The sequence below is a fragment of the Sphingopyxis sp. H115 genome (genome assembly GCF_001468465.1).
Lineage (GTDB): Bacteria > Pseudomonadota > Alphaproteobacteria > Sphingomonadales > Sphingomonadaceae > Sphingopyxis.
In genome coordinates, this window is the sequence record NZ_LNSA01000002.1 from 223,853 (window position 1) to 237,567 (window position 13,715).

At 65.1% G+C, this 13,715-nt stretch carries 15 protein-coding genes and 1 pseudogene; 10 read left to right on the top strand and 6 right to left on the bottom strand.

The window, feature by feature from the left end:
- The first annotated feature begins 102 nt into the window (after positions 1-102).
- Positions 103-1,641, top strand: a complete 1,539-nt coding sequence (locus ATE71_RS02775; protein WP_058801966.1) for a S1C family serine protease — start codon at positions 103-105, stop codon at positions 1,639-1,641.
- Positions 1,642-1,645: 4 nt separating this feature from the next.
- Here ATE71_RS02775 and ATE71_RS02780 read toward each other — a convergent pair whose 3' ends face one another.
- A complete protein-coding gene (locus ATE71_RS02780) occupies positions 1,646-2,434 on the bottom strand; it encodes an alpha/beta hydrolase (protein ID WP_058801905.1) in 789 nt (262 codons plus the stop codon).
- A gap of 31 nt (positions 2,435-2,465) precedes the next feature.
- Positions 2,466-3,143: a dienelactone hydrolase family protein gene (locus ATE71_RS02785; protein WP_058801906.1), complete on the bottom strand. Its 678-nt coding sequence runs from the start codon at positions 3,141-3,143 to the stop codon at positions 2,466-2,468.
- Between the two features lie 32 nt (positions 3,144-3,175).
- Between ATE71_RS02785 and ATE71_RS21975 the strand changes: the two genes are divergently transcribed.
- From ATE71_RS21975 to ATE71_RS02820, 7 genes are all read left to right on the top strand, one after another.
- Positions 3,176-3,715 (top strand): hypothetical protein, encoded by a 540-nt coding sequence (locus ATE71_RS21975; RefSeq protein ID WP_152998613.1) that lies wholly within the window; start codon positions 3,176-3,178, stop codon positions 3,713-3,715.
- 127 nt (positions 3,716-3,842) lie between these two features.
- A complete protein-coding gene (locus ATE71_RS02795) occupies positions 3,843-4,409 on the top strand; it encodes a F0F1 ATP synthase subunit delta (RefSeq protein WP_058801908.1) in 567 nt (188 codons plus the stop codon).
- 38 nt (positions 4,410-4,447) lie between these two features.
- Positions 4,448-5,977 carry a F0F1 ATP synthase subunit alpha gene (gene atpA, locus ATE71_RS02800; protein ID WP_058801909.1) on the top strand — a complete coding sequence of 510 codons (1,530 nt, stop codon included), beginning with the start codon at positions 4,448-4,450 and terminating at the stop codon, positions 5,975-5,977.
- 57 nt (positions 5,978-6,034) lie between these two features.
- Positions 6,035-6,910 (top strand): F0F1 ATP synthase subunit gamma, encoded by an 876-nt coding sequence (locus ATE71_RS02805; protein WP_058801910.1) that lies wholly within the window; start codon positions 6,035-6,037, stop codon positions 6,908-6,910.
- 24 nt (positions 6,911-6,934) lie between these two features.
- Positions 6,935-8,470 (top strand): F0F1 ATP synthase subunit beta, encoded by a 1,536-nt coding sequence (gene atpD, locus ATE71_RS02810; protein WP_082665039.1) that lies wholly within the window; start codon positions 6,935-6,937, stop codon positions 8,468-8,470.
- A gap of 46 nt (positions 8,471-8,516) precedes the next feature.
- On the top strand, positions 8,517-8,774 hold the full coding sequence (locus ATE71_RS02815) for an ATP synthase F1 subunit epsilon (RefSeq protein ID WP_058801911.1): 258 nt from the start codon (positions 8,517-8,519) through the stop codon (positions 8,772-8,774).
- Between the two features lie 193 nt (positions 8,775-8,967).
- On the top strand, positions 8,968-10,464 hold the full coding sequence (locus ATE71_RS02820) for a CpaF family protein (protein ID WP_058801912.1): 1,497 nt from the start codon (positions 8,968-8,970) through the stop codon (positions 10,462-10,464).
- Between the two features lie 3 nt (positions 10,465-10,467).
- Here ATE71_RS02820 and ATE71_RS02825 read toward each other — a convergent pair whose 3' ends face one another.
- Positions 10,468-10,656 (bottom strand): hypothetical protein, encoded by a 189-nt coding sequence (locus ATE71_RS02825; RefSeq protein ID WP_058801913.1) that lies wholly within the window; start codon positions 10,654-10,656, stop codon positions 10,468-10,470.
- Between the two features lie 78 nt (positions 10,657-10,734).
- On the opposite strand from ATE71_RS02825, the gene ATE71_RS02830 reads away from it, so the two are divergent.
- Together ATE71_RS02830 and aat are read left to right on the top strand one after the other, a co-directional pair.
- The gene (locus ATE71_RS02830) at positions 10,735-11,568 is read left to right on the top strand and encodes a class I SAM-dependent methyltransferase (protein ID WP_058801914.1); all 834 of its coding nucleotides are present in this window, start codon (positions 10,735-10,737) and stop codon (positions 11,566-11,568) included.
- Positions 11,565-12,350 carry a leucyl/phenylalanyl-tRNA--protein transferase gene (gene aat / locus ATE71_RS21570; RefSeq protein ID WP_152998614.1) on the top strand — a complete coding sequence of 262 codons (786 nt, stop codon included), beginning with the start codon at positions 11,565-11,567 and terminating at the stop codon, positions 12,348-12,350. The genes ATE71_RS02830 and aat overlap by 4 nt, the downstream gene beginning before the upstream one ends.
- A 35-nt stretch (positions 12,351-12,385) precedes the next feature.
- Here the strand turns inward: aat and ATE71_RS23145 are convergent.
- The 3 genes and pseudogenes from ATE71_RS23145 to ATE71_RS02845 all read right to left on the bottom strand — a co-directional run.
- Positions 12,386-12,826 (bottom strand): annotated as a pseudogene (locus tag ATE71_RS23145) (DUF2155 domain-containing protein); the annotation flags it as partial.
- Positions 12,798-13,184 carry an NADH:ubiquinone oxidoreductase subunit NDUFA12 gene (locus tag ATE71_RS02840; protein WP_058801916.1) on the bottom strand — a complete coding sequence of 129 codons (387 nt, stop codon included), beginning with the start codon at positions 13,182-13,184 and terminating at the stop codon, positions 12,798-12,800. The pseudogene ATE71_RS23145 and the gene ATE71_RS02840, both read right to left, overlap by 29 nt.
- A 60-nt stretch (positions 13,185-13,244) precedes the next feature.
- Positions 13,245-13,709 (bottom strand): DUF192 domain-containing protein, encoded by a 465-nt coding sequence (locus ATE71_RS02845; RefSeq protein WP_152998615.1) that lies wholly within the window; start codon positions 13,707-13,709, stop codon positions 13,245-13,247.
- Between the last annotated feature and the right edge of the window lie 6 nt (positions 13,710-13,715).

Below are 13,715 nucleotides of genomic sequence, written 5' to 3' on the forward strand. Positions count from 1 at the left end.
TGGAAACATCCTTTCTCGTCGGTGGAAGGACGAATGCCACAGCGCGATTCGCACCGCGTCCCGATGCTTGCGTTCAAAGTTCGGGCGACTAGTGTGCGCGCCATGACCCGCCTGCTCACCCTGCTCCTCGCCCTCTTCGCCCTCTCGCTTCCGGCGCGCGCCGCCGACGATATCAGCGCCGCGTCGCGCAGCGTCGTGCGCGTCGTCACCGTCGCGATGGTCGACGGCGAGGTCGTCGGTTTCGGTCATGGCAGCGGCATCGCAATCTCGCCGACGCGGATCGTCACCAACGCGCATGTCGTCGAATCGGCCGCCAAATATCCGGGCAATGTCGCACTGGGCGTCGTCCCGTCCGAAGGGCAGAAAAGCTACGCCGGCAAGCTGGTCGCGATCGACACCGCGCGCGACCTCGCGCTCGTCGAGATCACCGAAGGGCGCCTGCCCCCCGCCGCCATCTACACCGGCCCGCTCGATTCGGGCGCCGATGTCGTGGCATTGGGCTATCCGGGCAATGTCGACCTTGCGACCGCGCGCAGCGCCAATGATTATATCACCCCGCGCAGCCCGACGCGTAGCGAGGGCAACATGTCGAACATGCAGGCGGTCGACGGCGTTGCAATGCTGATCCACACGGCAAAGATATCGCGCGGCAATTCGGGCGGCCCGCTGGTCGACCAGTGCGGGCGCATCGCCGGGATCAATACCGCGATCACGCGCGCCGACGACGGTGATTCGCCCTTTGCCTTTGCGATTGCGGGGCGCGAACTGACGCGCTTCCTGACCGACGCGCGGCAGGAATATGCCAGCGTCGGCACCCCGTGCCTGTCGATGGCCGAAGCCGACGCGCGCGAACGCGCGGCGATTGAGGCCGAGGCGCGCGCGCGCGAACAGGCCGACGCCGCGAAGGAAGCCGCCGCCCGGCTCGACCGCGAATTGAAGCAGGCGCGCGCCGAAGAGGATGCGCTCGCCTCGCGCGAAAACCGTATCGCGCTCGCGGGCGTGTTCTTCGTGATCGGCGCGCTCGCCGCAGGCGCCGCGCTGCTTTTCTATAGCCAGAAGAATATCCGGAACGCCAAGATCGCCGGCGGTGCGGGCGCGGTGCTGATGATCGGTGCGGCCGTGCTGTTCGTGACGCGCCCCGACGCCCACGCCGAAATCGGCGAAGAAGCCGCCAAGGCGACAAGCGCCGCCGCGCCCACGCTCGCGCAAGGCAATTTCCTCTGCACCATCCGCCCCGACCGCAGCCGCATCACCGTGTCGGCGACGACCGACGTGCCGATCACGATCGGCAAGAACGGCTGCGTCAACGGCCGCACCCAATATACAAGGGGCGCCGACGACCGCTGGCAGCGCATCCTCGTGCCCAATGAGGAGGCAACGGTGACCGTGGCGTCGATCGATTCGGCGGGACGCGACTATCGCGTCGACCGATATCTGCTCGATGCCGAAACGATGGCAAAGGCACGCGAGACGCGCGCGGCGGTCACGCTCAAGAGCTGCACCGCCGACCCCGACGCGCTCGCGGGGCTCGCCGCGCAGCAGGACGCGATCCGCAGCGCGCTGCCCGCCAGCCCCAATGAACGCCTCGTCTATCGCTGCCAGCCGGCATCGGCCGCGGCGGCCGCGGCGGCGGGCGACTGATCCGTCAGCGCAGACCCTCGACCCACTGGGTGAGGATCGCCTGCGCCGCCGTGCCATAGGCCAGCTCATGCCCAGCCCCCGCCACCGGCGCCACCGTCGCATCGGGGCGCGCGGCGCGTAGCCGCGCAAGATTGGCAGGTGTCACCAGCGTGTCGGCGTCGCCGTGCATCAGAAACACCGGCGCGCGCACGCGCGCGAGCTTAGCCGCATTGTCGAAGCGGTCGCGCACCAGCGCGCGCGGCACGAAGGGCATCGCCTCGCCCACCACGTCGGGCAGGCTGGAAAAGCCCGACACCAGCACCAGCGCTGCGACGTCGTGGTGCAGCGCGATTTCGGTTGCGGGACCCGATCCGATCGAATTGCCGACGACAACGACCTCCCCCGGATCGACGCCCGCATCCACCAGCCAGCGCATCGCCGCCGCGCCGTCGCGATAGAGCCCCTTCTCGCTCGGCGACCCCGGATTGCCGCCATAGCCGCGATATTCGGCAAGCATCAGCCCGTGCCCCGCCGCCGCCGGCCCGCGCGTCGCCTGAATCGCGCCCGATAGATTGTCGCCATTGCCGTGGAAGAAGAGGATCGTCTTCTTGCTCTTGGTTGCCGGGCGATAAAAGGCCGTGAGCCGCAATCCGTCGTCGGTCTCGGTCTGGACAAGCCGGAACCCAGGCGGCGGCGCGGCCGGATGATCGGCAGGCGCGGGAAAGATCATCCGCCGCTGCTGCGTATAAAGAAGCGCTACCGCGACCAGCAGCAGCACCGCCACAAAAACCAGCAGATTGACCGCGAGCTTCATCGCCCCCGACAGGTCGCAGCCGTCACGAACCTCAACCCCCGCACGCCTTGAACAACATCAGCGTGCGCTCGCGCGCCAGATCGGCGCTCGGCTCGTGATAATCCTTGCGACGGTCGCTGTTGAAGCCATGCCCCGCCTCATAGACAAAGATTTGCGCGGTCGGGTGCTCCTTCGCGATCAGCGCCTCAACCCCCTCCATCGGGATGCCGCCGTCGAAGCGGCCGAAATGCGCGATGGTGGCGCAGCGCGGAGGGTCGTCCTTGAACATCGTCGGCACCAGGCTGCCGTAATAGGATGACGCCGCCGCCAGATCGGCGCTGATCTGCGCCATCCGCCACGCGACCGAACCGCCATAGCAATAGCCCGTAATGAACACCGGCCCTTTGGCTTTCAAAGCGTCGATGCACGTCTGCGCATCCTTCAGGCTCTGATCGAACGGATGCAGCTCGCGCGCCAGCTCTACCGCCCGCTCGAACTGCGGCCCCGAATAGTCGCTTTCGAACCCCGGATGCTCGCGGTCGAACAGCGCGGGGGCGAGCACCTCATAACCGTCGGCGGTATATTCGTCGCACAGGTCGCGGATATGGTCAGTGACGCCGAAGATTTCCTGGATGAGGACGAGACCGCCGCGACGTTCGCCCTCAGCCTCGGCATGATAGACGGCGACCTCGGCGCCATCGTCCATCCTCATTCGAATCATCTCGCCCATGATGGCAGCTTCTCCCCTTGATCGGACCCAGGATGGATGCAATCAAAAGCGCCATGCAATGGGTAAAAGGCTTCGGCGCAATCGCTACAATTGCTCTAGCTGCATCCTGTTCGCAAAACCCGGCAAAAAAGCATGAGCGGGCTGACACAAGCGCGCTGCAAGTCAAAGCAACCGCAGCCTGCGAATGCGACCTCGCCAAAGGCAAGGACTGCTGGACTGATTATCGCGCTTCCACAAAGGCTTTCCGTCCCCAAAATGACGACGCCGTCGGCGAAGTCGCCACTTCCTGCGCGCCGGTTTCTTCTACGCTCGACTGCATGAAAGATGGCACAGAACGCTTCTGTATCGTCAAAGGCTATTTTGTGAATGGCGTCGAATTGCCGAACCGACACATTTGCCGTCCGGAAGAGGCCAAGGCGATCGACGACGCGTTTAATGCAGTAATCCGGAAGGCCGGCCGGGGCGGTGACTGGGACCACAAGGAAGCCGCGGACGCCGCAAGGGAAGCCCTTGCGGCCATCCGCGCGGGCCGGGTCGCCAATGCATCCTCTTCCTCACGGGGCTGCGTCTAACCCCCGCCTTGCATTGCGGCAAAATCGTTGCTACGCGCGCCCCGACTTTGCAGCGGGGGGCATTTTCGGATGCCGGGCAAATCCGCGCAGCCATCCCCCTCGGGATCGAAGAAAAGGACTTTCGCGCGTGGAGAATTCCGGCGGCATTCAGGGCAACATCACGGCGGGCCTCGCGGGCCGTTATGCCAGCGCGCTGTTCGATCTGGCGCGCGAATCGAATGCGATCGACGTGGTTCAGAAAAGCCTGTCCGACCTGCGCGCCGGGCTTGCCGAATCGGCCGATCTGTCGGCGCTGATCGCCAGCCCCGTCGTCGGCCGCAGCGATGCGGCCAATGCCATCGAAGCCGTCGCGAAGGCGATGAAGCTCGATTCGCTGACCGCCAAATTCCTTGGCGTCCTTGCCGAGAACCGCCGTCTTGCCGATCTGCCCAAGATGATCGACGCCTTTGACGCGATCGTCGCCGACCATCGCGGCGAAGTGACCGCCAAGGTCACCAGCGCGCACCCGCTCACCGCCGAGCAGATGAACGCGCTGACCGCAAACCTCAAATCCCGTGTCGGGCGCAACGTCACCGTCGCCGCGACCGTCGATCCCGCCATCCTTGGCGGCCTCGTCGTCCAGCTGGGTAGCCAGCTGATCGACGGCAGCATCCGTACCCGTCTCAACAGTTTCGCCCAGGCGATGAAGGGCTGAAAGCCCTACGCCAAAATGCCCCGATGAAAGGCTGAATAATGGAAATCCGCGCCGCTGAAATCAGCAAGGTCATCAAGGACCAGATCGCCAATTTCGGAACCGACGCCACGGTCACCGAAATCGGTTCGGTGCTCTCGGTCGGCGACGGCATCGCCCGCGTCCACGGCCTCGACAATGTCCAGGCCGGTGAAATGGTCGAATTCGCCAATGGCGTGAAGGGCATGGCCCTGAACCTCGAAGCCGATAACGTCGGTATCGTGATCTTCGGCTCCGACGCCGAGATCAAGGAAGGCGACCAGGTCAAGCGCACCGGCACGATCGTTGACGTCCCCGTCGGCAAGGGCCTGCTCGGCCGCGTCGTCGATGGCCTCGGCAACCCGATCGACGGCAAGGGCCCGATCAAGGCCGACAAGCGCATGCGCGTCGAAGTCAAGGCGCCGGGCATCATCCCGCGCACCTCGGTGCACGAGCCCGTCCAGACCGGCCTGAAGGCGCTCGACGCGCTCGTCCCCGTCGGCCGCGGCCAGCGCGAACTGATCATCGGCGACCGTCAAACCGGCAAGACCGCGGTCGCGATCGACACCTTCATCAACCAGAAGCAGGCGAACGCCGGCGACGATGAGTCGAAGAAGCTCTATTGCATCTATGTCGCCGTCGGCCAGAAGCGTTCGACCGTCGCGCAGATCGTCCGCCAGCTCGAAGAAAATGGCGCGATGGAATATTCGATCGTCGTCGCCGCGACCGCGTCGGAACCGGCGCCGCTGCAGTTCCTTGCGCCTTATACGGGCTGCACGATGGGCGAGTTTTTCCGCGACAACGGCATGCACGCCGTGATCGTCTATGACGATCTGTCGAAGCAGGCCGTCGCTTACCGCCAGATGTCGCTGCTGCTGCGCCGTCCGCCGGGCCGCGAAGCCTATCCCGGCGACGTTTTCTATCTCCACAGCCGCCTGCTCGAGCGCGCGGCAAAGATGAACAGCGACAATGGTTCGGGTTCGCTCACCGCGCTGCCGATCATCGAAACGCAGGCGGGCGACGTGTCGGCGTACATCCCGACCAACGTGATTTCGATCACCGACGGCCAGATCTTCCTCGAAACCAACCTGTTCAACGCGGGTATCCGCCCGGCGATCAACGTCGGCCTGTCGGTGAGCCGCGTCGGTTCGGCCGCGCAGACCAAGGCGATGAAGAAGGTGTCGGGCTCGATCAAGCTCGAGCTCGCGCAGTATCGCGAAATGGAAGCCTTTGCCCAGTTCGGTTCGGACCTCGACGCCTCGACGCAGAAGCTGCTCAACCGCGGCGCGCGCCTGACGCAGCTGCTCAAGCAGCCGCAGTTCCAGCCTATGCCGTTCGAGGAACAGACTGCGTCGATCTTTGCCGGCACCAACGGCTATCTCGACAATGTCGCGACCACCGACGTGTCGCGCTACGAAGCGGCGATGCTCGCCTATCTGCGCAGCGACCATGCCGATGTGCTGAAGACGATCCGCGACACCAAGGACCTTGGCGACGACGCCAAGAAGGGCCTGGTCGCGGCGCTCGACGCCTTCGCCAAGATTTTCGCGTAAGCCAAGTTACCGTGAGCCCGGCCACCCGCGCCGGGCTGACGAACCAGAGGGGCCGTAATGGCATCGCTTAAGGAACTCAAAGGGCGCATCGTCTCGGTCAAATCGACCCAGAAGATCACCAAGGCCAAGAAGATGGTCGCCGCCGCCAAGCTGCGCAAAGCGCAGGCCGCGGCCGAAGCCGCGCGCCCCTATGCCGAGCGGCTCGAAGGCGTCGTCGCGAGCCTCGCGTCAAAGGTCGGCGCGTCGGATTCGGCGCCGAAGCTGCTGGCAGGCACCGGCAAGAGCGACACGCACCTGCTCGTCGTGCTCAACAGCGACCGCGGCCTTGCGGGCGCGTTCAACTCGAACATCGTCAAGGCGGCGCGCGACAAGGCGCTCGAACTGCAGGCGCAGGGCAAGAAAGTCCTCTTCTACCTCGTCGGCCGCAAGGGCCGCCCGGTGATTGCGCGCCTCTTCCCCGGTCAGATCATCGAGCAATATGAAACCACCGGCATCCGCGACATCGGCTTCGAACAGGCGAGCGAAATCTCGGCGAAGCTGATGGAGCTTTACGAAGCCGGTGCGTTCGACGTCGCGCATCTCTTCTATTCGAAGTTCCGCTCGGCGCTGCTCCAGATCGCGACCGGGCAACAGATGATCCCGGTCCCGCCGCCCGCCGAAGCGCCGGTGTCGAGCGGCGCCGCGGTCGAATATGAGCCGGGCGAAGAAGAAATCCTCGCCGAACTGCTCCCGCGCAACGTCACCATCCAGATCTTCAAGGGCCTCCTTGAAAACGCCGCGTCCGAACAGGGCGCGTCGATGACCGCGATGGACAATGCGACACGCAACGCGGGCGACCTGATCAACAAGCTGACCATCGTTTACAACCGCACGCGTCAGGCGGCGATCACCACCGAACTCATCGAAATCATTGCCGGCGCCGAAGCGCTGTAAGCTATCCAAGCAAGGAAGAAACCAATGGCAACCGCTCCCGCTGAAAAGAAGGCCCCCGCCAAGAAGGCCGCCGCGCCCAAGGCTGCTGCGCCGAAGAAGGCTGCTGCGCCCAAGGCCGCCGCCGCCGGCACCGCAACGGGCCGCGTCGCACAGGTCATCGGCGCCGTCGTCGACGTCCAGTTCACCGGCGAACTGCCCGCGATTCTGAACGCGCTCGAAACCGACAACAATGGCAACCGCCTTGTCCTCGAAGTCGCGCAGCACCTCGGCGAAAACACCGTCCGCACGATCGCGATGGACGCGACCGACGGCCTGACCCGCGGCCAGCCCGTGACCGACACCGGCGCGCAGATCTCGGTTCCGGTCGGCCCGCAGACGCTCGGCCGCATCCTCAACGTCATCGGCGACCCGATCGACGAGCGCGGCCCGGTGAACGCCGGCATGACCGCGCCGATCCACGCCAAGGCCCCCGAATTCGTCGACCAGTCGACCGAAGCCGCGATTCTGGTCACCGGCATTAAGGTCATCGACCTGATCGCCCCCTATGCTAAGGGCGGCAAGATCGGCCTGTTCGGCGGCGCGGGCGTCGGCAAAACCGTGCTGATCCAGGAACTGATCAACAACATCGCCAAGGGCCACGGCGGCGTGTCGGTGTTCGCGGGCGTCGGCGAACGCACCCGCGAAGGCAACGACCTCTACCACGAATTCCTCGACGCCGGCGTTATCGCCAAGGACGCCGACGGCAACCCGACCCCCGACGGGTCGAAGGTCGCGCTGGTGTTCGGCCAGATGAACGAACCCCCGGGCGCCCGTGCCCGCGTTGCGCTCTCGGGCCTCACCATGGCCGAATATTTCCGCGACCAGGAAGGCCAGGACGTTCTGTTCTTCGTCGACAACATCTTCCGCTTTACCCAGGCGGGTTCGGAAGTGTCGGCGCTGCTCGGCCGCATTCCCTCGGCAGTGGGCTACCAGCCGACGCTGTCGACCGACATGGGCGCGCTGCAGGAACGCATCACCTCGACCACCAAGGGTTCGATCACCTCGGTGCAGGCCATTTACGTCCCCGCGGACGACTTGACCGACCCCGCGCCGGCGACCTCGTTCGCTCACTTGGACGCGACGACGACGCTGAGCCGCGCGATTTCGGAACTCGGCATCTATCCCGCGGTCGACCCGCTCGACTCGACCTCGCGCGTACTGACCGCCGCGACCGTCGGCCAGGAGCATTACGAAACCGCCCGCCGCGTTCAGGAAACGCTGCAGAAGTATAAGTCGCTGCAGGACATCATCGCGATCCTCGGCATGGACGAACTGTCGGAAGAAGATAAGCTGGTCGTCGCCCGCGCGCGCAAGATCCAGCGCTTCCTGTCGCAGCCGTTCCACGTCGCCGAAGTCTTCACCGGCATCCCCGGCAAGTTCGTCGCCATCGAAGACACGGTGAAGTCGTTCAAGGCCGTCGTCGACGGCGAATATGACCACCTGCCCGAAGCGGCCTTCTACATGGTCGGCGGCATCGACGAAGCGGTCGCCAAGGCCGCCAAGCTCGCCGAAGACGCGTAACAAACCTACACCCCTCCCCAAGCGGGAGGGGTCAGAGGACAAATCAATGGCCCTGAAGTTCGAACTCGTCACTCCCGCCCGCCTCGAGCGGACCGCCGACGTCCATATGGTCACCGTGCCAGGGACCGAGGGCGATTTCTCGGTGCTCGAAGGCCATGCGCCGTTCATGGCGACGCTCCGCAACGGACCGCTGACCATTTACACGACCGCAGGTGCCGAACCCGAAGTGATCGAAGTCGAAGGCGGCTTTGCCGAGGTTAACGAAGCGGGCCTGACCGTGCTGGCGGAACATATCGCAAACTGATTGCTGCCGCGCGTTCGCGCCGGATCAAAAAGCCCGCATCCCCTTTGGATGCGGGCTTTTTTGTGCCCGCTTCACAATCGCCCCCGCGCATTAGGAGAATGTCAAAGTTTCCGGCTTATTCACCCTTTTAGATGGGAGTTCGTCAGCCACGGCTGTGACACTTCCGACAGGACAGGAAAGCAGGACAAAGCGAATGAGTGCATTCGGACGCCGACCCGGAACCGCTGGTCGCCCCGCCTTTGGCGTGGCGAAGCCGATGCAGGGTGGCCCCGGCGTGCCAGGCGGCGCGCAATTCCCTGCCATCGACACCCCGCCGCCCGTCGACATCCCGCAGATGCCGTCGAACCTGTCGCCCGAAGAAGAAGCGATGGAGCGGCTGAACCAGCGATCGACGGCCGAGGCGATGGAGCCCGAAAAGGCGCAAGGTTTTGAAGCCAGCGTCCACAAGATCAAGGAACAAGTGCTGCCGCGCCTGCTCGAACGCGTCGATCCCGAGGCCGCAGCGACGCTGAGCAAGGACGAGCTGACCGAGGAATTCCGCCCGATTATCCTCGAAGTGCTCGCCGAGCTGCGCATCACGCTCAACCGCCGCGAACAGTTCGCGCTCGAAAAGGTGCTCGTCGACGAATTGCTTGGCTTCGGTCCGCTCGAAGAATTGCTGTCCGATCCCGACATCAGCGACATCATGGTCAACGGCCCGTACCAGACCTATATCGAAAAAAAGGGCCAACTGGTCATCGCGCCGATCCAGTTCCGCGACGAACAGCATCTGTTCCAGATCGCCCAGCGCATCTGCAACATGGTCGGTCGCCGCGTCGACCAGACCACGCCGCTCGCCGACGCCCGCCTCAAGGACGGCAGCCGCGTCAACGTAATCGTGCCGCCGCTCTCGCTTCGCGGCACCGCAATCTCGATTCGTAAATTCTCCGCGAAGCCGATCACGCTCGACATGCTCTGCCAGTGGGGCGCGATGAGCCAGAAGATGTGTACCGCATTGAAGATCGCGGGCGCCAGCCGCTTCAACATCGTCATCTCGGGCGGTACGGGGTCGGGCAAGACGACGATGCTCAACGCGCTGTCGAAGATGATCGACCCCGGCGAACGGGTTTTGACCATCGAGGACGCCGCCGAACTTCGCCTGCAACAGCCGCACTGGCTGCCGCTCGAAACGCGCCCCGCGAACCTCGAGGGCAATGGCGCGATCCACATGGGCGACCTCGTCAAGAACGCGCTGCGCATGCGCCCCGACCGCATCATCATGGGCGAGGTTCGCGGCGCCGAATGTTTCGACCTTCTCGCCGCGATGAACACGGGTCACGACGGATCGATGTGTACGCTGCACAGCAACAGCCCGCGCGAATGCCTCGGCCGCATGGAAAACATGGTTCTCATGGGTGACATCAAGATCCCGAAGGAAGCGATCTCGAAGCAGATCGCCGACTCGGTCGATCTGATCGTCCAGATCAAGCGCCTGCGCGACGGTTCGCGCCGCGTCACCAACGTCACCGAGGTGATCGGCATGGAAGGCGACGTCATCGTCACGCAGGAATTGTTCAAGTTCGAATATCTGGACGAGGACAAGGACGGCAAGATCGTCGGCGAATATCGTGCGATGGGCCTGCGCCCCTATACGCTCGAAAAGGCGCGCCAATACGGCTTCGACCAGCCCTATCTCGAAGCCTGCCTGTAAGGTTTAGCGTCCGGCCAGCCAGAACGCCGTCGCGAATAGCGCCGCTCCCGCTGCCGCCAGCGCGATTCCGCGCCACGGCATGAAGCCGACGTCGTCGACATCGCGGCGGTTGTTGCGGCGCCAGTTGGCGATCTCGGCAACGCCGAATAGCACTGCGGCCGCAATCGCCACCGACAGCATCGACACTTGCATTGCCGCGCATCCCTTCGCAAACAGAGGCTTCCCCAAGTCTCCGCAAGGAGACGATCCCCTTGGAGAGAGGTGCCCCATATGCGTCCGCTATTGATAGTTGCAAGTGCCGCCATCGCGATCGCCGCCCCCGCCGTCGCGATGCAACACGACGGCCATGCTGGCCACGCCGCTGCGCCGAAGGCGGGCGACGCGATCGCCGCTGCGGTCGCTGCGCCGACCCGTACCCCCGCCAACCTGGCGCGAGACCCGTATCGGCATCCGGCCGAAACGCTCGCCTTCTTCGGCGTGAAGCCTGGCGACACGGTGGTCGAGCTGTGGCCCGGCGGCGGCTGGTACACCGAAATTCTCGCCCCGCTGGCGAAATCCGGCGGCGGCGCCCTCTATGTCGCTGCGCCGTGGGAGCGCGGACTTAACCGGATCAAGGAAAAACAGGCGGCCGATATGGGTACCTATGGCGCGCTGAAGCTCGCCGAGTTCCCGGCCACGGGCGCCAATCCCAAGGTTCCCGATGGCAGCGCCGACGTCGTGCTGACCTTCCGCAACGTCCACAACTGGCGCTTCGACGGCGCCGACAACACCGCGAACGCGTTCAAGCAGATTTTCGCGATGCTCAAACCCGGCGGCACGCTCGGCGTCGTCGAGCATCGGCTGAATGAAGGCGACGAGGCCGCGAAGGAAGAAAAATCGGGCTATATGAAGGAAAGCTCGATCATCGCCTTTGCCGAGGCCGCGGGTTTTAAGCTCGCGGGCAAGAGCGAGATCAACGCCAATCCCAAGGATACGAAGGACTATGAAAAGGGCGTCTGGACGTTGCCGCCCGTACTGCGCGAAGGCGAAACCGACCGCGCCAAATATATCGCGATCGGCGAATCGGACCGCATGACGCTGAAATTTGTGAAGCCCGCGAGCTGAAACACTTTGAGTCCATCGACCCGGCGCTGCTGCTGAGCGCTTATGCGCAGGGCATTTTCCCGATGGCCGACGGGGCGGACGACCCGTCGGTCCATTGGGTCGAGCCGCGGCTGCGCGCGATCTTGCCGCTCGACGGCTTCCATCTGTCGCACAGCCTGAAAAAGGTAATCGTCTCCGACCGGTTCCGCGTCACCACCGACACCGCCTTTGCCGACATGGTCGCGCTCTGCGCCGCGCCCGCGACCGACCGGCCGACGACGTGGATCAATCCCGTAATCAAGGCGAGTTACGACCGCCTGTTCCAGATCGGCCACGCGCACAGCGTCGAGTGCTGGCTCGATGGCGAATTGGCGGGCGGCCTCTACGGCGTCACGCTCGGGCGGGCGTTTTTCGGCGAATCGATGGTCAGCCGTGCGCGCGACGCGTCGAAGGTCGCGCTAGCCCATCTCGTCGCGCGACTGATCGCCGGCGGCTGGAAACTGCTCGACTGTCAATTCATCACCCCGCACCTCGCCAGCCTGGGCGCGATCGAGATCCGCCAGGCCGATTATCTCGCGCGGCTCTATTCGGTGTTGGCGGGAGGCGACGGCGCCGCCTTGGGTGCCGGGGCTGGAACAACCGGCGGAGCGGCGGGCGGCGTCGCCGTGCCTTCGCCGCCGTTCGTCGCGGGCGACTGGGGCGCGCTCGACGCCTTGGGCGCCGCACCCGATTTAGGCACCGACCGCGCGACGGGCTCGCCGCCCGGATATGTCATCGCGCAGCTTTTGACGAAAACGTCGTAGATCGGGTGCTCGATCACGTTGCGGTCGGGCCGCTCGCGGAAAATCCAGCCCGAAAAGACGCGATACCATTTGTCGTCGCGCTGGTCCTGCACCGTCAGTTGGACAAAGGCCCCGGTTTCGGGCGGGTCTTCCCATGGCGCGGTCTGTTCGCACGCGCGCAGCCGGACGATGGCGCGGCCGACGCGCGCCGAATCGCCGGGCTTCATCTCGAGTTCGCGGACAAGGCCGTTGCGCTTGTTGAGCAGGCCGACGACGGCGACGCGCTCGGCCATCGGCGTCGCGCCCTCGATCCCGCCGACTTCCTGCGGCACGCGTTCGGATTTGGCGACCTGCGGCGCCTTGTCGCTGCCGCCGCTTTTGGTCGGCGTCTGGTCGCACGCCGTCAGCGCGGTCGTCGCGACCAGCGCCATGAACGCGATACGGAGGGGACGCGGCCTCAACTCAGGCTCAGTCGGCGCCGGGCCGCCAGGCCTCATAGTCGCCGGTCGCCGCGGCCCGGTGACCGCCGCGTTCGAGCGCGCCCGCAGGGCGATAGGCGCCCGCGCTGCCCGTCAGGTTCGCGCTCGGTTCCTTCTCCCACGCGCGCGGTGCGGGCAGGACGTCGGCTGGCAATTCGTCGAATGTGCCGTGCAGCCAACCGTGCCATTCGGGCGGGACGCGGCTCGCATCGTTCGATCCATTATAGATCACCCAGCGGCGGCCGCCCTTTTTTGCGCGGAAATAGCGGTTGCCGAGGCTGTCCTCCCCGACCTTCTCGCCCGTACTCCAGCTGTTCAGCAGCGTGCCGACGGTTGCGCCGTCCCACCAAGTGAAAATCTTGCCCAAGATGCTCATGGCGTGGCGTTTACAGGCAAGCGCGCGCGGTCCGCAAGCGTCAAACCGCGCGGCGCACCGCTATTTCGTATCTTTCCACGTCACCTTGGCACTCTCGTCGATACCGAGCCGGGCCGCGGTGCCGCCCGCGAGTTCGAGAACCGCGCTCACCTCGCCCCCGCTGACCACCGGTTCGAGCGATTCGGGTATGGTATTTTCGGCGATACGGTCGATGCTGCCGTCGGCGCGAATGAAGATCATATCGAGCGGAATCAGCGTGTTCTTCATCCAGAAGCTGCCGATCTGCGGCTTCTCGAAGGGAAAGATCATCCCGCCGCGCTCGGGCAGGCCGGTACGGAACATCAAACCGCGATCCTGCTCGGCGGCGGTACGCGCGACCTCGACGTCGAACCGATGCGCCTTGCCCGCCATTTCGATCGTCAGCGGGATCGTCGCCGCCGTTTCGGCCTGCGCGACAGGATCGCTGCTGCATGCCGCCATCGGCAGCGCGAGCGACAGGGCAAGGGCGGTCAACATGAAGCGCATCTGCAA